The sequence below is a fragment of the Pseudomonas sp. MTM4 genome (genome assembly GCF_019355055.1).
In the GTDB taxonomy this organism is placed as follows: domain Bacteria; phylum Pseudomonadota; class Gammaproteobacteria; order Pseudomonadales; family Pseudomonadaceae; genus Stutzerimonas.
The window spans coordinates 1,987,070-2,008,824 of record NZ_CP048411.1; the positions used below are offsets into that span (position 1 = coordinate 1,987,070).

A 21,755-nucleotide genomic window follows, 5' to 3' on the forward strand; every position below is an offset into this window, starting at 1 on the left:
TGCATCATGACTAACGTATTTGATCTGACGGGCCGCAAGGCCGTTGTGACCGGTGGTAGCCGAGGTATTGGCGGTGCGATAGCGGAACTGTTCCTGGAGCACGGCGCGGAGGTTGCGATCTGCCATCTCGATGACCACGACAATGCTGAAAGCTTCAAAGATCGGCTGAAAACCAGGGGGCTTGAGCTTCATTCCACCGAATGCGATGTATCGGATCCCGCAGCGGTAGCGGCCTTCGCCGAATGGGCGCAGGAGCGCATGGGCAGCGTGGATATCGTCGTCAACTCGGCAGGTCTGGGTGGCGGCGACCGCCCGTTCTCGATGACAGACGACAGCGATTGGGACCGAATCGTTGGAGTGAACCTCCGCGGAACCATGTTAGTCACCAAAGCCTTCTTCGGAGCGATGGTTTCACGCAACTATGGCCGCATCATCAACGTCGCGTCTCAATTGGCCTATAAAGGCGCCCCCGGCCTTGCCCACTATTGCGCGGCTAAAGCTGGGGTCGTGGGCTTCACGCGAGCGCTCGCCTATGAAGGGGCGCCATACAACGTGATGGTGAACGCCATTGCCCCGGGCCCGGTAGACACCGAACTCCTGCGCAACCACAGCAAGGAATGGCTTGAGGCCAAGAAGGCGCAATTGCCAATCGGACGCTTCGGGCATGTAGCCGAAATAGCCCCAACCGCCCTCCTGCTGGCGTCTGCAGCGGGCGCGTTCTATGCCGGCCAGACACTGTCACCAAATGGTGGCGATGTGATGCTTTGAATCCATATCAGTAAATGACTGGCACCGTGCGGCAGCTCCTGGCGGCTTCATGGCGCAACGGCGCATGGGAAAAACTTTGTTCCGCAGTCTGCGGATCGCAGTTTCCTCGGGCCATTGCCGGCGGGCCGGTCACTATTTCAGAGACTTGAATGAATACATTCGACACAGTTATCCGCAATGCCCGCGTAGTCACCGCGGCAGATATTTTTACTAGCGACATTGGCATTCGCGACGGGCGCATTGCGGCGCTGGGAATTGACCTGCCGACTGGCCTCAAGGAAATCGACGCCAAAGGCCGACACGTGACGCCAGGTGGAATCGACAGCCATGTGCACCTGGACCAGCCGACCGGAGACGGTTCGATCATGGCTGACGACTTTCTCAGCGGCACAGTCTCCGCAGCCTGCGGCGGCACCACTACGGTGATCCCGTTTGCCTGTCAGCAAAAAGGCAAGAGCCTGCGCGCCGCCGTGGAGGACTACCACCGCCGCGCCGGTCAGAAGCCGGTGATCGACTATGCCTTCCACATGATCGTTACCGACCCGACGCCGGAAATCCTGCGCGACGAGTTACCGGCGCTGATCGCTGAGGGTTATACCTCTTTCAAGATCTATATGACCTACGACGCCCTGAAACTCAGCGACCGCGAGATTCTGGATACCCTGTCGGTCGCCCGCAGCGAAGGTGCGATGGTCATGTTGCATGCGGAGAACGCCGACTGCATCGCCTGGCTCACCGAGCGCCTGCTCGCCGCCGGCCACACCGCGCCGCGCTACCACGCGACCTCGCGACCGATGCTGGTAGAACGTGAGGCGACACACCGCGCCATTGCCCTGGCTGAGCTGGTCGACGTGCCAATACTGATCGTCCACGTTTCCGGGCGAGAAGCTGTCGAGCAGATTCGCTGGGCGCAAAGCAACGGCCTCAAGGTGTACGCCGAAACTTGCCCGCAGTACCTGTTTCTGACCGCCGACTCGATGGGTTGCGACGACAGCTTCGAGGGCGCCAAGTGTATCTGCAGCCCGCCGCCGCGAGACAAGGCCAATCAACAGGTCATATGGGACGGGTTGGAAAATGGTTCATTCGAGGTGTTCTCCTCGGATCACGCACCCTTCCGCTACGATGGCCCGGACGGCAAGAAAGCACACGGCGAACAGGTGTCCTTCGACAAAGTCGCTAACGGCATTCCCGGTATCGAAACGCGCATGGCCCTGCTTTGGTCCGAAGGCGTACGCACCGGGCGGATCACTCCCCAGAGCTTCGTAGCGCTGACCTCGACCAATGCCGCCAAGCTCTATGGCTTGTACCCGCGCAAGGGCAGCATCGCCATCGGTTCGGACGCAGACCTGGTGATCTGGGACGAAGATCAAACCTTCCACCTGGACAACAATCGCCTTCACCACAATGTCGATTACACCCCCTATGAAGGCATGCACCTCAGCGCCTGGCCAGCAATGACGCTATCGCGTGGCGATGTCGTGTGGGATGGCGAACAGCCGTGCGGCGATGCGGGCCGTGGTCAGTTCCTACCCTGTGCTCGGCCAGACCCGGCCAAGCCACGTCGCCGCCAGACGGAGATTCCGCTGTGAGCGAGACGCTGATCAAGTCCGTGGCCGATCGACTGATCGACAGCTGGCACAGCGGCCGGCGGCAGCCTGTGTCAGGGCTCTCGCTGCCGGACGCGAATGCTGCCTATGCCGTACAACGGCTGGTCACTGAAAGTCTTGGCTGGTTCGAGGGCACCCGCCCATGTGCTTGGAAACTCGGCGGCGCGCCGGGCGGACTGGTCAGCTGCGCCGCCATACCGAGCAACTCGATCCATCCATCGGGGTGGCAGGTCCCTGCGCGTTATGCTGTGGGACTCGGGATCGAAGGCGAACTGGCGATCCGGCTGGGACGGGACCTGTCAGATACGCCGGACATAGTTGAGATTCGTGCTGCCATCGACGCTTGGCTGCCAGCAATCGAGCTGTGCGACACCCGCCTGGAGGAAGACGCCAGGGTCGATCCTCTGCTGCGGTTAGCCGACCAGCAGCTCAACCGCGCGCTAATTCTGGGTGAGCCTTTCCTGCTAGTTGATCTCCCCGAATGGACACGGCAACCGGTTGTGTTGGAGGTAAATGGTCACAAACAGCTCGCAGCCACCGGCTCGCATCCCTTCGTCGATCCACTGGCCTCGTTGCCCTGGCTGGCCCGACACGCTGCCGAGCAAAATACGCCTTTGCGTGCCGGCGACCTGATTGCCACCGGCAGTTGGACAGGCCTCTACTGGGCGAGCTGGGGGCAGCGCATCGATGTCGGCTTTGGCAAATTCGGAAAAGCCACTCTACTGACCTGACGATGAAGCTGTTACGGGAGGCGCTCATGGCACCCTCCGCTTGTGGCCGAAGCGGTCTTTCACAGACGGCTGCTATCGGCCCAGAGTGTGTAAAAACGCCCGGACATATCCTTGCTATGATTTCTGAGAATTTCATCGCAAGGGAAGCCCATGAAACGGTTTATCCAGGGTGAGCACCGAGGGCAAAGCACCTTACTTCCCGAGAGCCTCGACGACTACGTCAGCGATACCAACCCGGTACGGGTGGTTGATGTCTTCGTCGATGAACTCGACTTGGTCACGCTGGGTTTTGATGGCGTCATTCCAGCCGAAACCGGCAGACCTGCGTACCACCCTGCGATTTTGCTGAAGATCTATATCTACGGCTATCTCAACCGCATCCAATCTAGTCGACGTCTTGAGCGAGAAGCCCAGCGCAACATCGAATTGATGTGGTTAACCGGGCGCTTGATGCCCGACTTCAAAACCATCGCCAACTTCCGAAAAGACAACAGCAAAGCCATTCGCGGCGTGTGCCGCCAGTTCGTTGTGCTGTGCCAACAGTTGGGGTTGTTTGGCGAAAATCTGGTTGCCATCGACGGCAGCAAATTCAAGGCAGTGAACAACCGTGACCGCAATTTCACCAGCGCCAAACTGAAGCGGCGCATGGAAGAAATCGAGGCGAGCATCAGCCGTTATTTGGCTGCGCTCGATGCGGCTGATCGACAGACTCCTAGCGCCTCCGTGCCAGACACTGCCAGCCTGGAAGATAAAATCGCCAAGCTCAAAGCGCAGATGAAAGAGCTTCAGGGGATCGAAACTCAGCTCAACGATTCCCCTGACAAACAGGTTTCGCTGACCGACCCGGATGCCCGTTCGATGATGACGCGCGGCAGCGGTATCGTCGGCTACAACGTGCAGACGGCTGTCGATACGCAGCACCATTTAATAGTTGCTCATGAGGTCACCAACAGCGGTTCCGACCGTGACCAACTCAGTTCAATGGCGAAGCAGGCTCGTGAAGCTGTCGGCGCAGAAACGCTGTCCGTGGTGGCTGACCGAGGCTACTTCAAGGGTGAAGAAATCCTTGCCTGTCACGACGCAAACATCACGGCCTACGTGCCTAAGCCAATGACTTCAAGCGCCAAGGCTGATGGCCGATTCAACAAAGATGCCTTCGTGTATGACCCGACGAAAAACGAATACACCTGCCCGGCGGGAGAGGCACTGATCTGGCGATTCTCCAGCGTTGAGAAAGGCATGAATATGCACTGCTACTGGAGTTCAAAGTGCCAGAGTTGCACGCTGAAAACCCAGTGCACGCCAAGCACAAATCGTCGAGTAAGGCGCTGGGAACATGAAGCTGTGCTGGAGAAAATGCAACGCCGGCTGAACCAAGCACCGGAGATGATGCGGGTTCGAAAGCGGACTGTTGAGCATCCCTTCGGGACGCTCAAGCAATGGATGGGAGCAACGCACTTCCTGACTCGAAAACTGAACGGGGTGAGCGCTGAAATGAGCTTGAATGTGCTCGCCTATAACTTGAAGCGGGTGATGAAAATCATCGGCACCGAAGGCTTGTTGAAGGCGATGGCGGCGTAAAAGCCCGGCTTTTACTGCCCCAAAGAGGTGCCAAAGCGCTTCATATGCGCTCTGAAGCGTTACCGGCGCTGATCGCGGTAAATAATCGGGAAATTGCCACGCCCAAGAGCAATGGGCTGAAGCACGCACGATAAGAAAAGTGTTTTTACACACTCTGGGCCAATAGCGGTCGTTTACAATGGTTTAACAGTGTGATGGGCCAGTGAAGCCAAGGCTTGTCGCGAAATACCATCCGTACAGGGCTGGTTGGCGAGTGTTAAGGCTCGATAAAATCGACATTCCTGAAGGGCTCGTCAGGCCGGTTAGCAACGGCTTCAAGTGCCAACCGACCTAGATCAGGCGGCCTGGGTCAGGTCAGGGGAGCCGAACCCAGGAAGGGCTTTGTTAAAAGCAGGGGTATCAGTAACGGTTGACATCAACCACAACGCGCCCTCGGACTTTGCCATTGAGCAGATCATGGGCCATGTCAATGGCCTCGCTGAGCGCGATCTCCCGAGTCATTTCATCCAGTAGCGCCAAGCCCAATTCTGAGGACAGGCGCTGCCAAGCCGTTACCCGTTCCTCATAGGGGCGGGTCACACTGTTGATTCCCAGCAAGCTGACCCCGCGCAGGATAAAGGGGGCGACAGTGGCTGGGAAATCCATGCCCTGGGCCAGGCCGCATGCCGCAACGGCGCCATCTGCACGTGTGCTGGCGCAGGCATTGGCCAGAGTATAGCTACCCACCGAGTCGATTACTGCTGCCCAGCGCTCTGCTGCCAGGGGGCGCCCTGGGCTACCCAGCTCGGCTCGATCGATGATTGTGCTAGCACCCAGGTGCTTCAGATAGTCAGCTTCGGCCGGACGACCGGTTGAAGCGGTTACCGAATAACCGCGCTTGGCTAGCAGTGCGATGGCAAAGCTACCAACCCCACCATTGGCACCTGTGACCAGCACTTCACCACTCTCTGGTGACAAGCCGTGACGCTCCAGTGCGATCAGGCTCAGCATGGCGGTATAACCGGCAGTACCGATTGCCATGGCCTGCCGTGCGCTCAGTTGAGCGGGCTGGGGAATCAGCCAGTCACCTTTAAGCCTGGCTTTTTGAGCAAGGCCCCCCCAGTGCGTCTCACCAACGCCCCAACCATTGAGTAACACCCGGTCGCCAACCTTGTAACGAGCATGATCGCTGGCTTCGACAACGCCTGCCAGGTCAATGCCAGGAACCATGGGGAACCGCCGTACCACCGGACTACGTCCGCTGATGGCGAGACCATCCTTGTAGTTGAGCGTGCTGTACTCGACGCGCACGGTAACGTCGCCCTCAGGCAGCTGCGAGTCATCAAGCTCGGTCAGCCGCGTCTGATAGTTGTCGTCGTTTTTCTCGATGAGTAATGCGTGGAACATGGTCTCTCCTTATTTAGACTGATCGTCTTTAAATGGTCGAAAAAACACTACCTCGCGGCACCGGCCAGAAAGCCCTTGGCAAAGGTGTCTAGTGGTTGGGCGTTCTGCGCCAGCTTGGCGCGTAGTACTGCGCCTTCCCAGCCAATCCAGAAATAAGCGGCAAGCGCATCGCAATCGCTGTCGGGCTCCAGCTGCCCGTGGTTGACTGCCTGAACCAGGCAATTGGCCAGCCGGTCTTGCCAGTCGAGGAGGACATCCTCCAGTGCTTGGCGAAAACTGGCGGGTAGTGCCGTGATCTCCTGACCAAGGTTGCCGACCAGACAACCTCGGCGAAACTCATGCTTGGCCATGCCGGCTTTGGCATCATCGACGAAATTGCTCAGGCGTTGCAGGGGCGGTACCTGATCGTCCAGCAGCCAGCGATCCAGTTTGCGCGCGAAATAAGCGGCATAGCGCTGCAGCACCTCTTGGACGAAGGCTTCCTTACTGTCGAAGTAGTGATAGAACGAACCCTTTGGTACGCGCACGCGCTTCAGGACGGCATCTATGCCGGTGGCGGCAAAACCCTGTTCGGTCAGCACTTCCATGCCGCAACACAGTAATGCCTCGCGAGTGTCGTCAAAGCCTCTCGCGACTTTGGGTGGTCGGCCACGGCGGGCTTGGGGCTTTGAAGTAGTCATGGGAATACATTAGACCGACTGTCTACAATGTCAACATTCTGTCTGCTTGTCGTAAATGCGGTTTGGGATTCAGTGCTTTATGCATGGCCAAACGTCTGCTCTGCCGTTTCCAAAGCGTCATCTACCTCGATCCCGAGATATCGACGGCATAGCCGGTAGCGTTGTTCATATGGGGTTCCTATTAGTTGGACGTTTCGGATGAAGTCGTTGACGGCTGGGTGATGGTCTTGCGAGACGATCTCAATAGGAGGCATTTCAAGGCGCTCACTGAATCGCTCATGGGCGCTACTCTTGAATCCAGCATTGGCTACCTACCGCATGAGCCGGTAGCCAGATACCGTCAGAAGCCCTCCAGAACGATCTTGCCCTTTGCCTTGCCGCTCTCCAGCAAGGCATGGGCGCGACGTAGGTTTTCGGCGCTGATACGCCCGTAGTTTTCGCCAACGGTGGTGCGCAACACACCCGCATCGATCTGGCGGGCCACTTCATTGAGGATGTTGTGCTGCTCCTGCATGTCCTCGGTCTCGTACAGCGAGCGCGTGTACATCAGCTCCCAGTGCAGCGACAGGCTCTTGCGTTTGAGCGGTACGACGTCCAGCGTGGCCGGGTCATCGATCAGGCCCAACCTGCCCTGTGGCTTCAGTGACTCGATGATCTGCTCGTAATGCCGATCGGTCTGCGTCAGGCTTGCGACGTAGCTGACCTGCGGAAGGCCGATGCGCTTGAGCTCTTCGCTCAGTGGTTTGGTGTGATCGATCACGTAATGGGCGCCGAGTTCGGTGACCCAGGCCTGGGTTTCAGGGCGCGAAGCCGTACCAATGACGGTCAGGCCGGTCAACTGACGCGCCAGCTGAGTCATGATTGAACCCACCCCGCCTGCAGCGCCAATGATCAGCAGCGTTTCGCCACGGTCGGTGGTGTCGCGCGCTACGCCGAGGCGATCAAATAGCAATTCCCAAGCGGTCAGAGACGTCAGGGGAAGCGCCGCGGCCTGGGCGAACTCCAGCGACTGTGGCATCGATCCGACAATGCGCTCGTCTACCAGCTGCAACTCACTGTTGCTGCCCGGGCGGATCAGCGACCCGGCGTACCACACCTTGTCACCGGGCTTGAACAGCGTTACGTCGGAACCGACCGACTTGACCACGCCGGCAGCGTCCCAACCGAGGATGCGCGGCTGTGTTTCGTCTGTATGCGGCACGTAGCCCTGGCGGACTTTGGTATCGACCGGGTTGACCGATACGGCCTTGACTTCTACCAGCAGGTCGCGCGGCCCCGGCACTGGCTCGGGTAGATCGATCTCCACGAGGGCGTCAGGGTTCTCAACAGGCAGGCATTTGAAGTGTGCAATCGCTTTCATTCGGAGCTCCTCAGGAGACGCGGTACATTTTCATGACGGAGAATTTTTCGGCGGCGCGCTCGATAACCGGCAGCGCTGCCTGGAAATGCGGGGTGGCCTCGTGCGCAGTCAGCGCCGCTTCGTCTCGCCACTGCTCAACCATATGGAAGGTGCGAGGCTGTTCTGCATCTTTATGAAAGTCGTATTGGATGCAGTCCGCTTCGGCGCGACTTGGGCCTTGCAGATCCTGCAGCGTCTGCTGGAGCTCATCTTCGGAGCCGGCCTTGGCGACCAATGTGGCAACCAGTGTGAGTGGGGTGCTCATCGAACCTCCTGTCTGTGCATGTGTGAAAGACGCATCGAACTGGCATGGGCTTACCGAAGGTGACCCTACCGGCCATGCCGCGAAGACCTGAACGTGGTTTACAGCGTTACAACAATCTTGCCCACCTGGGCATTCGATTCCATGTACCGGTGAGCCTCGGCCATCTCGTCGAAGCTGAATGTACGGTCGATCACCGGACGCAGCTGTCCAGAGGCGAGCCCTTCATTGATGAAGTGCTTGGCCCGTTCGAGTTTTTCTCGATTCTGGGTGATCTCGAACAGCTGATAACCGCGCAGCGTCAGATGCTTGCCGAGCAGGTCCATGACCGACACAGGGATATCCCGAGTGTCCAAAGCGCCGTACTGGAAGAAGATGCCGTGGTTCGCTAGCGCCTTGAGCACCAAGGCCACTTCGGGTCCGCCAACGGGATCGAAGGCCATGCGAGCGCCTTTGCCATGAGTCACCGTCATGACCTCAGCCACCATGTCCTGCTCCTGGGTCGCGATGACTGCCGCCGCCCCCGCTTGAAGCAAGGCTTCGCGCTTGTCGCTGGTGCGGGTCAGCGCCACAGGAACGGCGCCCACCATGTTCGCAATCTGGATAGCGGCAAGCCCCACGCTGCTGGACGCCGCACGGATCAGCACAGCCTCCCCGGCCTGCAGCCCACCGAGCTCGATCAATGCGCCATAGGCGGTGACAAACTTCATCCAGGTCGCTGCTGCCTCCGTGAAAGAGAGCACTTCCGGGTGTTTGACCACCGCGTGAGCCGGTGCGTTGACCAACTCACCGTACAAGCCGTATTCGTCAAAGGAGAACGCGGGCACTACGCTGACCACATCGCCAACAGCGAAGCCGACCACACCGGGCCCCACTGCAGCCACGTTCCCAGCCGCTTCATAGCCCAGCATGGCGGGAAACGTCGGTTCGATGACGTACTGGCCTGTGCGGTACATCACTTCAGCCCGGTTGATGCCGAGCGCCCTGACGTTGATTTGAACCTCGTTCGCGCCGGGAGCTGGCACGTCGATCTCGTCGATCTGGAGAACCTCCGGTTCACCGGTGCGATGAAAGCGTATGACGCGAGACATAGCGTAATCCTCAGCTATCTATCGGAAGGACCGAGCCATGAGCGGCTCAGCCAGGTAGCCACCAGCGCTCATAGCGCTGGGGCAGCGGGCGATCAGGCCAGGTCAGCCGTCTCGCACCGGCGGGTCACTTGTAGCGTTCAAGCCAGTGAGCATAGGGAGCCGGCAAGGTCCAGGACGCACGCTCTACGCCCAGCTCTTGGGCGGCAAGATAGGACCAATTTGGATTGGCCAGATGTGCTCGCCCAATCATCGCCAAGTCCAGCTGACCGCTCTTGACCGCTTCTTCGGCAACGCTTGGCGTGCCGAAGCCCCATGCCGAAGCCACTGGTATCCCCGCCTCACGCTTCACGCGCTGGGCAACTTCGCCCATGAAGCCAGGCGCCCAGGGAATGTTGGTTTCAGCGATGGTGAAACCAATGCTGACGCTCAGCAGATCCAGGCCACCATTTTTGAAGCGACGTGTCAGTTCGATAGCCTCGGTCAGCGTCTGTTCGTCCCGGCCGTCGTATTCGATAACCCCTAGACGAGCGGTTAGCGGCAGGTGCTCCGGCCAAACCTCACGAACAGCCGCCAGCGTTTCAAGCAGGAAGCGGCTACGGTTGTCGAAACTGCCGCCGTAGGCGTCATCGCGATGGTTGGAGTGTTCGGACAGGAACGACTGGGCCAGATAACCATGGGCGAAATGCAGCTCCAGCCACTCGAAGCCAGCGTCACGCGCACGGCGAGCGGCTGCGACGAAATCCTCACGCACACGGGCAATGTCTTCCAGCGTCATGGCTTGCGGCTGCTTGGCCAGGTGACCGCCAAAAGCTATGGCCGATGGAGCGATGGTCTGCCAGCCACGGGCGTCATCTTCAGCGATGTGGTCATCGCCTTCCCATGGACGGTTTGCGCTTGCCTTGCGACCGGCGTGGGCGATCTGCAGGCCGGGGACCGAGCCGGCTGCCTTGATCGACTGCACCACCGGTACGAAGGCCTGGGCCAGCTCATCGTTCCAAATACCCGCACAGCCAGGAGTGATCCGCCCTTCTGGCGCTACAGCGGTTGCTTCGACAATCACCAACCCCGCCCCGCCACGCGCAAGGGAGGCGTAGTGAACTCTGTGCCACTCGTTGATCAGGCCATCGTTTGACGAGTACATGCACATAGGGGGAATCGCAATACGGTTGCGAAGCGTGACGTCTTTAAGCGTGAAGGGTTGGAACAGCGCAGACATTGGTTTCTCCGAGGGTTGTCTATTACGTTAATTCGATAGTATTCGAACTATGGAGATAGAGCAAACCCGTGTATGCTTCGTTCATGCGCCCCTACAAACACCCTCCCGTCACTGAATTCGTCCTCGAGCGTCTGCTATACGCCTTGAGCGATCCTGTGCGCCTGGAGATCGTCCGACGCCTTGCCGAACTGGGCGAAGCCAGCTGTGGCGAATTGGACGGTGGCCGACCAAAGTCCACCATGTCCCATCACTTCAGGGTGCTGCGAGATGCCGGGTTGGTCCAAACCCAAACCATCGGCACGACCCATATGAACTCGTTGCGCAGGGATGATTTGAACAATCGATTTCCTGGTTTGCTCGAGACGATCTTATCTCAGCGCGGCTAAGGCTGGCTTGAGAGTCAATTCATCGAGGAAGACGCTGAAGACGGCCTGCTTCGAAACCCTGGGCTCCAGTGAGCTCAGGGACTACCTCGCCGCTGACTGCGGAAGCATGACTAGTCCCGACGTAAACGCCTTACCCAGATGGCCTCAATCGAGCAGCTGGAGCGTTTCGCTTGTGCGCAGTATCGGTGGCTCGTCTACAGATTACGCCGCTTACGACAGGCCGCTAGTGGCCGATTCTGTTGAAAAAGTCGGTCTTGGCCGGAGCCGCCTTTTCAGAACTCAAAAAACGCACGATTTGGGCGTTGCTGCGTGAAAACCAAGACAGTTCAGTCTCCCGTACGACTCAGATTTCAACGTAGGCAACGCTCTTTTGTGGTCAGAAATCGCAAAGGGACTTTTTCAACAGAATCGGCCGCAAGCTGCCGGTGAGCGACACCCATGTGTCCAAGATTACGTAACAGATACCTGAGCGTTGACGACGTAAAGGTGGAAACCGCTATCAAAACCAGAGCTAGATACAAACGCTCTATAGCCTAAGGAATTCATGATTGTCCGCTGAAATGACCACATCACCTCAGCCGTCAGCGACCTCAGTCCTACGATCCAAGTCTCGCTGATCATTAAGAGCCACGGCGTCCGCACGCATTCGAGCAGGCACTGTATCTCTCACCTTTGAAAAGTCAGCATCGCTTGCAGGCTTAACCTTAACCGCTTCTGCACGTCCAAATCTTTTATCGCCATAGCGGCTAATCGAATCGGTAGCCTGGTGCCCCATGACGTATGCCATTTCTATTGCGGACATGCCTGAGGCTTTCAGATTTGAGCCGAACTGGTGACGAAGTGTGTACATACTCGGCACCTTCCTCCTACCGAATAGCTCAGTAGCGACTTGGTGAAGCGCAACGCGTATTGAATCCATACTGCGCGGCTGACATTTAAAAGCAGCGAGAGCGTTTCTCAAGATATTGCAGACGTCTCCATCAGCCTCAAGCGTTCGGCTAGCGCCGCGTAAACCGTTGTGGCTAAGCTTTGCACCGGATATATGGATGCGCCGGCCATCGATAGAAATTCCGTTAAGCTCGCATGGTCGCGCTCCGGTAAGAGATATCACCATTAAAGCTCCCGCTTCGACAGGCATATCTCGTTCAGCCAGACACCGTAGCCACGCTTCGAAATCAGCGGTAGAAAGCTTCTGCGGACGTCGCTGCTTTTTCTTTCGCGGCAGATTTAACACAGTGACCGGATTGAGCGTACGATTGATTTCTTGGGCAGCCCAGAAATTTCCTCGATGCTTTTGATCAAACGCCAAAGCGTTACGTAGGCGCCGATAATAATCCGGGCGGTAATCAGGGGCCGCCCGTAGTAAAGCACCAATAATATTGAGCTCATCAAGCTCAACGCCCTGCATCCGAGTCGCATAAAAATTACTGGCCAAACTAATATAGGCGCTTTGAGTCTCTGCATTCATATTATTCTTCTTATTATTATTATTTGCGTGACACATGCCACACAATCAATTATTGCAAATACGAAAACAAAAAAACAACAACCAGAGCATTATTTTTTATATAACCCCAAAAGCCAAACATTGCAAAGGTGCAAAAATTCTATCCTTTCTATATCGCATTCCGGACTTTGGTTCGTTGGCCAAGGACGATATCGTATCCACAACGCTCACTTAACCATAAAATAATACATGCGCAGGCCATGACATCACAGAACTCCCCGATACAGTTGCTCACAGCCCCCAGTAATACTGCTTGATCTTCTGCGCCATCAGCCTACGACGTTCAGCCAGAAACTCATCAAACCGTTCAGGCCGGTAGGCGGCCAATTCTTCCGGTAAGCAGTTGGCGGCCAAGTTGCCTTTGAGGTCATCCAGGCAAGTGATGGCTCCATAGCGTGCTTCACCCGACTCACACTGGGCTAACACATCGGCCATGTAGGTAGCCGGTGCGGTATGGCCAATTTTGATGTTCACTTCCTGCTGTACAAACACGAAGTTAGCCACCTGGTTGTACCTGCTCTTGGCCAACCCTCGATTCTTAAGGAAGTTCTTCGGGAAGATATGGTGGATGTCGCCATGATGCGTGAGCATGTCACGCACGGTGATGTCCTTAGACAGGAAGCCCTTGTCACCCCGATTGGCCTGCGCGGCCCAGAACACCTTGATGGCCGGAGCATTCACTGAAGAGGTGTTCAGCGCCTGCGGCAAGCCGAAGTCCCAGAAGGCGTCGGAAAGGTCAGCCGATTCGATCTCCGCCAACACATCAGCAAACGGCCGGTCGTGTACAGCTTTGATGTCCTTGTCGAACCGTGACTCCGGCGATCCAGAGTAGCGGCCAGTGAGCAGCGACATCACGAACCAGCGACGCACCCAGCTTTCGATATTGGGATTGTTGCCTAGGTCGCGTTTGAGCTTGAGATAGAGCACGTAAGCAAAGTTCAGTGCGTTTACCGAGCCGATCAGTGAGCTGTCCACGTAGCCAGCCGAGCGGATGATCATCAGGAAGCGCTTGAAGTGCGTCTCGTTGATGAACTCCCTGACTCCTTCGCTCAGGGTCTTGAAGGACGCTTCCTCGATTTCCTTCTCATAGCTGCGGGTTTCAAAGTTACGGCCAGAGAGAAGCCCGACCAGATCCGACAGCCTCCCACGATTGAACTTGGTAGTGAACGCTACCCGCAGCATGTCCGAGTAGCTGGGGTCGTAGAGGTCGTCGTTCTCACTCTTCAGCCAGCGCATAGCTTTGAAGTAATCGGTCTGCACGAAAGTCTTATCGTTGTTCTCGATATGCGCGTAGAACTCCGGCGCGATGGACAGGTGGCAAAAGTAGTCAATGGCCTTGCGCAAGGTGTTGCCATCAAACTCCTCGTTGGCCGCGATCTTCGACATGACGAAGTCCGCCTGGCTGAGCACCACGCCCTTTGAGTTGATGCGGATAAAGATTTCGGTCACCGTCTCGATGTCGAGGTCCGCCGCCAGTTCGATCAGGCCGATTTGCTTCTTGGTAATATCGCACAACCTGTCCAGCCGCTCGTAGACCAGATCCTCGCTCACCCCGGCATTAGCGGCGACATAGCCTGGCACTAGCTTATGCGCCTTCAGCTCACCACTAACGATAGGTGCGATATCGGCAAACCACGCTTTGTCCTTCTCGATGGCCGGGTTACTAACTTCGAAGCGCTCTTCCATGGGGTGGAAAGCGATGCGAATACGCACCTGTTGGTAATCTTGGTTGATCACCTGCTGCCCGGCGATGGCAGCAGTCAGCGCCGTCACCCGCTGCTGGCCATCGATCAGCACCTTCTTCCCCTCGGCCAGCGAGCCATCCTTGAGCTTCACCGTGGGGTTTCGCCAAGCAATGATGTAACCGACAGGAAAGCCCTGATACAGGCTGTCCATTAGGTCTCGAACCTTTGTGGCATCCCACTGAAAGGACGCTGGATTTCTGGAATGGCGATTTCGCCGGATTTAACCCAACTCAGCAGAGTTTCGATCAGGTGTTGGTTGACGGAGTACTTTTGTGAAGAGATGGTGCTGATTGTCGTGGTCTACTGATCCCGGACACCGATTTAGGCGAAAATCTCGCCGTTAGAGAAGCGTCTGATGAGCAAGCAACGACGTACGATTTTCACTGAGGATGTGTCCGGCTCGATTGACTTTCCGGACATGCAGTCTGACGGCACAGGAAGCTCAGCGGGATATCAGCCACTAGCTGATGCACCGCTACAACTGGATTAGACCCCATCAATTCAACGATGGGCTACCTCCAGCGGTAGCCGAAGAGGAACTTAACCCACTGTCCGGGATGGGTTAACCACTTCAAAAGTCTGAGCTTAGGTAAGAACTATGGTGCCGCTGCACCTCTATGCATATCAAGGTGCAGCTTGGAATAGGCTTGCCTGAAAACTGCGGAAAGGCCTCTCCGCACGCATTGTTCCAGAAGCTCGCTCGCCGACTCTTGTTTGATCATGGGAACGAATCGATCATTCGAGCCTAACTCTTCGGAAGTCTTGCCAACATTGGTTTACGACGGTGAGCCCCTTTACCCTGGGCGAAAACGCGATCATACCTCGACGGGACGTGAACAGGGGAAGAATCGGGAGCGATTCCATGACCCTTGCGTCTGCTGCTTGGTATAGCGCGGTTCTTTCCGACGAGTCAAGCGTAGCGCGAGCGAGATCTAAAAATCCGTCGAGATGAGGGTCGTTGTTATACCCAGCGTTAAAACCTCGGGGAGACTGATTTGCCCCATGTAGGATCTGTGATAGCCAAAGATCGCACGACATCCCCCAACTCATTTCACTGAACGCAATGCCAGACGGCGCCCCCTCACGCCACTGGTTGCAGTAAGCTACCCAATCCGGATGCAGCGTTACATTTAAGCGAATGCCAACCTTGGCTAGATCGAGCGCGAGCCGCTGATAAATGGCCCCTGGATCGAGCTGCGCAGACCCCGCTTGCGCCGCAATGACATCCAAAACCAACCCATCGCTTGCCCCTGCCTCGGCCAAGAGCTCCCTTGCCCGCTCGGGATTGTAGCCATAGCGATTTGCTGCATGCGGGTCATGAGCAGGGGAGCCTGGAGATAGCGCACTATGCGCCGGAACAGCCGCCCCCGGAAATAACTCAGCGCATAATGCCTCTCTATCAATAGCGTACGCAATTGCCTGGCGAACGCGCAAATCTGCGATAAGCGGATCGCGCAAGTTAAATACCAAATACCAGAGATATGGTGGGTTAAATGAGGGCACGGTGAACCCTAGCGCCGCCAGTTCCTCAAGGTCAGCGCCCTCTAAGCTATAGGCGACATCCACCTTCCCCTCAACCAATGCCCGGACGCGAGCCTTGAGGTCAGGAAAAGGTAGGAACCGGATCCCCTCTATCTGTGGCGGGCCGGACCAGTAGTCATCGTTCCGCCGCAGCTCTACCGCAGATCCTCCATCCGTCTCAAAACGAGAATGAAACCGGAACGCACCGGTACCAGGAGCTTTGTCGGCACAACCGTCAGGACCAAGTTTGCGAATGGCCGCCGGACTAATCAGCGACTGAGCACCGGGTGTGTCTTCTTGGGTCATGTAACGCAGAAATTCAGGAAACGGCTCGGAGAACTTGAACTCTACGGTCATCGAGTCTAAAGCTCGAACTTCTTCAATGAGGCCAACACCCATGCGATTGAAGTCCGCAACAACCGGAGAGAAAAAGGGCGAGGTTGAGCAACACATTCTCTCGTAGTTGATAACTACAGCCTCCGCGTCGAGCGGACACCCATCATGAAAACGAACCCCTTCTCTGATTCGAAAAGTATAACGGCGGGCGTCTGGTGACGTTATGCAATGGGTCGCTAGTCGCGGAACAACGCTGGTGGGCGCGCCGTCCGAAGCAGGTAACTCTCCGAAGTCATCTTCAAACAGGCTTTCATGTGTTTGATGAACCACGCGGCCTGTATTCCAACCCCCGAATGATCGGGGCGGGTCGACCTCGTCCACAGCCCAGTCAAGCGCAACGCGCAGAATCTTGTCTTCATTCATAATGGGTGCATCCTAATTAGCATTGTCAAGTTGCAAATAGCCGACCGTGCTCACGAGCGTGGCGCATAGCAGCTATGTCTAGCCCCACAGCGGCGCCACCTTCCATCTCATCCGGGCGAGTTACAAGCGCAATCTCTGCCGCTGCGATAATTTGCTTGGAAAGAGCTACCAGCATTCCTTGGGCCGCCGTGGCAGAAAGCACATCCAGGCGAACGGCCGCAGAAAGAATCATCGTAGCCACACCTCTCAGCTCAGCTAGCACAGCATTCTCACGGCTAACCCCCATTGCCGCCGCCAGGGCTCCTGATATGACCGCTAAATGACCCGGCGTAACCTTGCCCGCCACCGCGGTGGCGTATTCCGCCAACATCGGGTCTGCATGAAGTGACGGTGCTAACACCGCTAGGCGACTTCCACAGCGACGTGAGGCCACCTGTGCTGGAGCCGTTAACTTCAGTAGGTCAAGCCGCGCATCTACTGCTTTCAGCTCCTCTAAGTTCCGATCCCCAAATGCCGTATGAGCCAACGCGGTCCCCGCACCGTCTGCGCGGGCGCTGCCATGAATCAAGGCCGAGACGATCATTTCACGGAGCGCGTCTGGCGTGGTCACGCGCCCATCCCGAAGCATTCGCTCAAGGCCGAACGCATGGGCGTGCCTGCCTATCGGCAACGCGGAGTCGGCAAGTTGCATAAGGGATAACAATGGGCCAGCGCGCACGGCTAGGTCGCGTTCAAGCATCGTCAGAATTAGCGACGGGGTGATGGTGCTCGTGTGCACTTCCCACCCCATTTGGCGGTTTTCCAGCAGCAAAAGGTCTTTCTTCGAAGCTTATCGTTAGCCCAGGCAACCCAAGGGCCTGGACCGATCTCGCGACAAGATCAGGCGTATCGGTCACCGGTACGAGGATCTCGTTATCGCGTAGCTCCGTAGGACTGTGACGGTTCCCGAGAGCGTGGCCGATCCGGAACACCGCCTCAGCGCCCAGTTCGTTGACCGAGATTACCATCACCAGTTCGGGGCGGCGGGAGACAACCAATATACACAGTCCATCATCATGCAAAACTGCGCCGTCAAACATCCAGCTCACACGGGGCAGCTCGATGCCTAGATCTACGCCCCCCTCGCTGCAAGTGCGTAACCGGCGGCGACCCGCGTCGGCCGATGCAATCCATACACGGTCCGTCTGACGACCGAAAAAATTCTGGTCGTTGACGTGGCCCAGAATATTATTCACTAAAAGCATTATCCCTCTTCATTTTCTTAGTAATGGAGCGGGACGGCCGCGCATGTGGCGACGGACGACATCCCAAGCCACCTGCGTCGCCATCCGAAGATTTGGCGCATCGTCAGCTAGAAAACGCCCCACCGCACCATAGCCTGAGGCTAACGCAGCTGCACCACCATACACACCCGGCAAGGACGCTAACCGTCGACTGATAAGAGTCGCCAATTCTTCATGGTCGCCCTGTTGGGACAACGCGAATATGGTTCCTACAAAACCACTCGACGCTAACGCCCCCTCTAAGGCCGGGCTCGCCTCCCCAGGACGGAAACTCGAAGCGTCAACAAGCACAGGGCGCGCGCTAAAACTGACTTGAAGGCGCGTCGAGAAGCTTCGATAAAGGTGCTCCTCGCCTCTCGCCACCCGGCCAGCCGCGAAACTCTCCATGAAAATGGCCTCGGCTCCGTTGGCCAGTGCAATACAGGTGTGCTGCCGGTGTTCCGCTTGCGCATGCGGGATTATCATATCCGGGATGTACTCGAAGAAGGCTCCTTCGCTCAGCTCGATCATCGTCGTCTGTACTGATAGCGCTTCACCTTGCAGGCGCGTAGCGGACGGTGTTGAGAGACAAAGTTCAGCGCTAGCCTCAAGGTGTACGGCAATATGCAGGCGATCACCGCCAAACACTGATCCTGCCGCGTTTTGCACATATATTAGCGCACCAGATTCCGACTCCATGGGCAAAACGGCGGTAGTCGTCAACGGGTAGCGCTGTTGTCGTGCAGCAAGTCGCGTTCGACCATGTCGATCACGAGCAAAGCGCAACGACAGCACTCCGTTGCCCATCAGGGTTTCCGCCCAAACAGCGCGCTATGGACAATTTGTTCAAAAACGAGCTGCACACCCTCGCCATTTCGCAAATCGGTAAATACTGAAGCGCGATCGGGACGAGCTGCGGCTACGTCCGCTCTAAAGCGCGTCATATCGACATCAACATGAGGCGCCAAATCGATCTTATTTACGACCAGCAGGTCTGCCCTTAACAGGCCTAACCCATTCTTCCGGGGAATGTCGTCTCCACCGGCAACATCAATCACGAAAGCCCACCAGTCCACGAGCTCGCTAGAAAATGTAGCGGCCAGATTATCTCCCCCGCTTTCGATGAGAATCACGTCAGGCTGAAAGCGCTGCTCCAGCCAAGCTGCTGCCTCAAGATTTACCGAAGGGTCCTCACGGATAGCAGTATGCGGGCAGGCCCCGCTTTCAACTCCAAGAACACGCTCAGGATCGATGAGGCCGGAGCGCTGAACCCGTTCTGCGTCCTCGTGAGTAACCAGATCATTAGTGATCACGGCGACAGAGATTCCTCGCGCGGCGAACAAGGGGAGCAATCGCTCGACCAAGCGCGTCTTGCCACTGCCTACCGGCCCTCCGAAACCTAAACGCACTGCAGTCAAAGGTTTGCACTCCTTATTTCAACATATATGATTGGCCGAGAGAGACCTGCGATGTGGGAGGGCTGTCGATGGCCTGTCCATCGATGTAAACCCGAAAATTTTCAGGGTCGACGTCAATTTTAGGTAACACATCATTCAGCACCATATCGCGTTTAGTGAGACGGCGCGTGTCGGCCACTGGACGCAAGGTAGCTTTCAAATCGAGTCGCTGGGCCACCCCGGCTGCGATGGCGGATGGAGAGACAAAACGCACGCCGAGTGACTGCGGAGCGCGACCAAAGTACCCCCACATCGGGCGATAACGCACTGGTTCGCAGGTCATAAGAGAAGCGTTAGCCTCGCCCAAGGGAGCCCAGACAGGGAAGCCAGATTTCAATACTAGTTCCGGTTTGATGCCAAAGCTGTCCGGCTTCCAAAAAATAAGGTCTGCGAGCTTTCCAGGCTCAATCGAGCCCACTTCATCTGCGATGCCGAACATAAGAGCAGGATTGATAGTATATTTGGCGATATAACGACGAATTCGGAAATTGTCCGCACCGCTGCCGCTATCCTCGGGCAAAGCGCCCCGTAACTCACGCATGGTGTCAGCAAGCTGCCAACAGCGAGCGATGGTTTCACCGATGCGCCCCATCCCCTGGCTGTCGGAACCGATCGCGCTGATCGCTCCCATGTCGTGCAAAACGTCTTCGGCGCCAATGGTTTCTTTTCGAATCCGACTTTCCGCAAACGCCACGTCCTCAGGCAAACGTGGATTGAGATGATGGCTCGTCATCGCCATGTCGAAATGTTCATCAAAGGTGTTGATGGTGAATGGATTCGTAGGGTTCGTAGATGAGGGCAATACGTTCGATATGCCGCACATGCGGATAATGTCTGGCGCGTGCCCACCCCCGGCGCCCTCGACGTGATAGGCGTGAATGCACCGTCCGGCCATGGCGCGCAGAGTGTGCTCTACAAATCCTGACTCGTTCAGCGTGTCTGCGTGCAAGTGGATCTGCCCGCCGCCGATCTCCGCGGCCTTCAAGGCGGCATCGATGATGGCCGGAGTTGCCCCCCAATCCTCGTGGATTTTCAAACCCGCTGCGCCTGCAGCAAGCTGTTCGAGCAAAGGCTCGACGGCATGCGAGGCCGCCTTTGCAATGAAACCGAAGTTTATCGGAAAGGCCTCAGCTGCTTGGAGCATTAGCCCCAGGTTAGTTGTGCCTGTCGACGCAATGGGAACCGTAGTGGGTCCGAGCCCTCCTCCCATAAGCGTGGTGAACCCCGCCGAAAGAGCTTCATCGACTTGTCCCGGATCAATGAAATGCACATGGCAGTCGATTCCGCCCGCCGTAACGATATGTCCTTCCGCAGCCCGGATATCCGTATTCACGCCCACCGTGAGCCCTGGCGTTACGCCATCCATGAGATTGGGGTCGCCAGCCTTGCCGATTCCTACGATCCGGCCATTCTTAATGCCGATATCGGCCTTGATGATGCCCGCAACGGCATCAATGATCAGTGCGTTGGTTATGATCAGGTCCAGAATCCCGTCGGCAGCTGTCAGCCCACCGTCACAACCGGCGCCCCCTCGTACCGTCTTCCCCGCGCCAAAGACTAACTCATCGCCCCCTACACAGAAATCGCGCTCCACCTTCGCCCAGAGCCCAGTGTCGCCCAGCCTTACGCAGTCTCCTTCCGTAGGACCGTACAGTGATACATATCTAGAGCGCTCAATAGACTGAGCCATACCCTACTCCTGTAAAAAATATTCCAAACGGATCATCGCAGCAGAGCGCACTGCTGGGTCATCCAAGGGCCCGTTCACCAGGCCTGCCAGACCATATACAACCCGGGCTCCCCCAATAGCCACCAAGTCAACCAGGCGGGTGTCTCCCGGCTCGAAGCGCACCGTGGTTGCAGCTGCGATGTCGAGCCGGAACCCATAGGCCGCGGCACGATCGAAGCGCAGGGCGGGGTTGACCTCGAAGAAGTGATAGTGCGATCCAAGCTGAATGGGCCGGTCCGCGGTGCTTTGGACACGCAAAGTCACCGTTGGCCGATCCGTATTGATTAACACCGGCTGCTCACCCAGGCGCCAGCGGGGCCGGTGAGGCGCGCCAGGGACAGTGGATTTGCCTGGGCCGATGGGGTCGTGTATGCAAACCAGCTTTTGACCGTCCGGGAAGAAACCCTCGACCATGACAGCATCGAGGCGCTCTGATACCCCTTCCATCACGTCGTCTTCGGTCAACAGCCCGGACGCGATCGAAACCATCTCGGTAACCGTACCTCCTCCGCGCGCACCTTCGCAGACGGTATCCGCAATAATCGCGCGTGCCTCGGGCTCGCTGAGTAAAAGGCCGCGCGCCTGGCGCGATCGCGCCAGTTCAGCAGCCTGGCGCAAAAGAAGTCGATCCACCTCACGGGGCAGTAAACGCATCATTCTCTTCCTGT

Annotated in this window: 20 protein-coding genes and 1 pseudogene; 6 read left to right on the top strand and 15 right to left on the bottom strand. The window is 57.2% G+C overall.

Going from position 1 to position 21,755, the window contains the following annotated elements:
• Nucleotides 1-6: 6 nt before the first annotated feature.
• From GYM54_RS09075 to GYM54_RS09090, 4 genes are all read left to right on the top strand, one after another.
• A complete protein-coding gene (locus tag GYM54_RS09075) occupies nucleotides 7-768 on the top strand; it encodes an SDR family NAD(P)-dependent oxidoreductase (RefSeq protein WP_197445535.1) in 762 nt (253 codons plus the stop codon).
• 149 nt (nucleotides 769-917) lie between these two features.
• The gene (gene hydA, locus GYM54_RS09080) at nucleotides 918-2,357 is read left to right on the top strand and encodes a dihydropyrimidinase (protein WP_079328412.1); all 1,440 of its coding nucleotides are present in this window, start codon (nucleotides 918-920) and stop codon (nucleotides 2,355-2,357) included.
• Entirely contained in the window at nucleotides 2,354-3,106 is a 753-nt protein-coding gene (locus tag GYM54_RS09085; RefSeq protein WP_042929873.1) for a 2-keto-4-pentenoate hydratase, read from the top strand. The genes hydA and GYM54_RS09085 overlap by 4 nt, the downstream gene beginning before the upstream one ends.
• Nucleotides 3,107-3,256: 150 nt before the next feature.
• On the top strand, nucleotides 3,257-4,687 hold the full coding sequence (locus GYM54_RS09090) for an IS1182 family transposase (RefSeq protein ID WP_046622663.1): 1,431 nt from the start codon (nucleotides 3,257-3,259) through the stop codon (nucleotides 4,685-4,687).
• A 399-nt stretch (nucleotides 4,688-5,086) separates the two neighbouring features.
• Here GYM54_RS09090 and GYM54_RS09095 read toward each other — a convergent pair whose 3' ends face one another.
• From GYM54_RS09095 to GYM54_RS09120, 6 genes are all read right to left on the bottom strand, one after another.
• Nucleotides 5,087-6,073: an MDR family oxidoreductase gene (locus tag GYM54_RS09095; RefSeq protein ID WP_003288722.1), complete on the bottom strand. Its 987-nt coding sequence runs from the start codon at nucleotides 6,071-6,073 to the stop codon at nucleotides 5,087-5,089.
• A gap of 47 nt (nucleotides 6,074-6,120) precedes the next feature.
• On the bottom strand, nucleotides 6,121-6,753 hold the full coding sequence (locus GYM54_RS09100; RefSeq protein WP_078465107.1) for a TetR/AcrR family transcriptional regulator: 633 nt from the start codon (nucleotides 6,751-6,753) through the stop codon (nucleotides 6,121-6,123).
• 340 nt (nucleotides 6,754-7,093) lie between these two features.
• Nucleotides 7,094-8,113 (bottom strand): zinc-binding alcohol dehydrogenase family protein, encoded by a 1,020-nt coding sequence (locus tag GYM54_RS09105; RefSeq protein WP_003288728.1) that lies wholly within the window; start codon nucleotides 8,111-8,113, stop codon nucleotides 7,094-7,096.
• Nucleotides 8,114-8,123: 10 nt separating this feature from the next.
• Nucleotides 8,124-8,417, bottom strand: coding sequence for a putative quinol monooxygenase (locus GYM54_RS09110; protein ID WP_197446062.1), 294 nt, complete (start codon nucleotides 8,415-8,417; stop codon nucleotides 8,124-8,126).
• A 98-nt stretch (nucleotides 8,418-8,515) separates the two neighbouring features.
• Complete coding sequence (locus GYM54_RS09115) at nucleotides 8,516-9,505, bottom strand: zinc-dependent alcohol dehydrogenase family protein (RefSeq protein WP_100548378.1); 990 nt, start codon at nucleotides 9,503-9,505, stop codon at nucleotides 8,516-8,518.
• A 124-nt stretch (nucleotides 9,506-9,629) separates the two neighbouring features.
• On the bottom strand, nucleotides 9,630-10,721 hold the full coding sequence (locus GYM54_RS09120) for an NADH:flavin oxidoreductase/NADH oxidase (RefSeq protein ID WP_031653041.1): 1,092 nt from the start codon (nucleotides 10,719-10,721) through the stop codon (nucleotides 9,630-9,632).
• Between the two features lie 83 nt (nucleotides 10,722-10,804).
• On the opposite strand from GYM54_RS09120, the gene GYM54_RS09125 reads away from it, so the two are divergent.
• Complete coding sequence (locus tag GYM54_RS09125) at nucleotides 10,805-11,107, top strand: helix-turn-helix transcriptional regulator (protein WP_025297873.1); 303 nt, start codon at nucleotides 10,805-10,807, stop codon at nucleotides 11,105-11,107.
• A 574-nt stretch (nucleotides 11,108-11,681) separates the two neighbouring features.
• On the opposite strand, the gene GYM54_RS09130 is transcribed toward GYM54_RS09125, so the two are convergent.
• A complete protein-coding gene (locus tag GYM54_RS09130) occupies nucleotides 11,682-12,575 on the bottom strand; it encodes an integrase (protein WP_003291594.1) in 894 nt (297 codons plus the stop codon).
• A 270-nt stretch (nucleotides 12,576-12,845) separates the two neighbouring features.
• A complete protein-coding gene (locus GYM54_RS09135; RefSeq protein WP_231752261.1) occupies nucleotides 12,846-14,510 on the bottom strand; it encodes a DUF262 domain-containing protein in 1,665 nt (554 codons plus the stop codon).
• Nucleotides 14,511-14,784: 274 nt separating this feature from the next.
• On the opposite strand from GYM54_RS09135, the pseudogene GYM54_RS09140 reads away from it, so the two are divergent.
• Nucleotides 14,785-14,925, top strand: a pseudogene (locus GYM54_RS09140) (IS3 family transposase); the annotation flags it as partial.
• 169 nt (nucleotides 14,926-15,094) lie between these two features.
• Here the strand turns inward: GYM54_RS09140 and GYM54_RS09145 are convergent.
• The 7 genes from GYM54_RS09145 to GYM54_RS09175 form a co-directional block, all read right to left on the bottom strand.
• Nucleotides 15,095-16,639, bottom strand: a complete 1,545-nt coding sequence (locus GYM54_RS09145) for an ABC transporter substrate-binding protein (protein WP_197446063.1) — start codon at nucleotides 16,637-16,639, stop codon at nucleotides 15,095-15,097.
• 25 nt (nucleotides 16,640-16,664) lie between these two features.
• Entirely contained in the window at nucleotides 16,665-17,249 is a 585-nt protein-coding gene (locus GYM54_RS09150) for an urease accessory protein UreF (protein ID WP_197446064.1), read from the bottom strand.
• Between the two features lie 121 nt (nucleotides 17,250-17,370).
• Nucleotides 17,371-17,883, bottom strand: coding sequence for a hypothetical protein (locus GYM54_RS09155; protein ID WP_197446065.1), 513 nt, complete (start codon nucleotides 17,881-17,883; stop codon nucleotides 17,371-17,373).
• 9 nt (nucleotides 17,884-17,892) lie between these two features.
• Nucleotides 17,893-18,708, bottom strand: coding sequence for an urease accessory protein UreD (locus GYM54_RS09160; RefSeq protein WP_197446066.1), 816 nt, complete (start codon nucleotides 18,706-18,708; stop codon nucleotides 17,893-17,895).
• Nucleotides 18,708-19,319, bottom strand: a complete 612-nt coding sequence (gene ureG / locus GYM54_RS09165; protein WP_120125103.1) for an urease accessory protein UreG — start codon at nucleotides 19,317-19,319, stop codon at nucleotides 18,708-18,710. Before ureG ends, GYM54_RS09160 begins: the two co-directional genes overlap by 1 nt.
• Nucleotides 19,320-19,332: 13 nt before the next feature.
• A complete protein-coding gene (gene ureC, locus GYM54_RS09170) occupies nucleotides 19,333-21,048 on the bottom strand; it encodes an urease subunit alpha (protein WP_197446067.1) in 1,716 nt (571 codons plus the stop codon).
• 3 nt (nucleotides 21,049-21,051) lie between these two features.
• Entirely contained in the window at nucleotides 21,052-21,741 is a 690-nt protein-coding gene (locus GYM54_RS09175; RefSeq protein WP_197446068.1) for an urease subunit beta, read from the bottom strand.
• Between the last annotated feature and the right edge of the window lie 14 nt (nucleotides 21,742-21,755).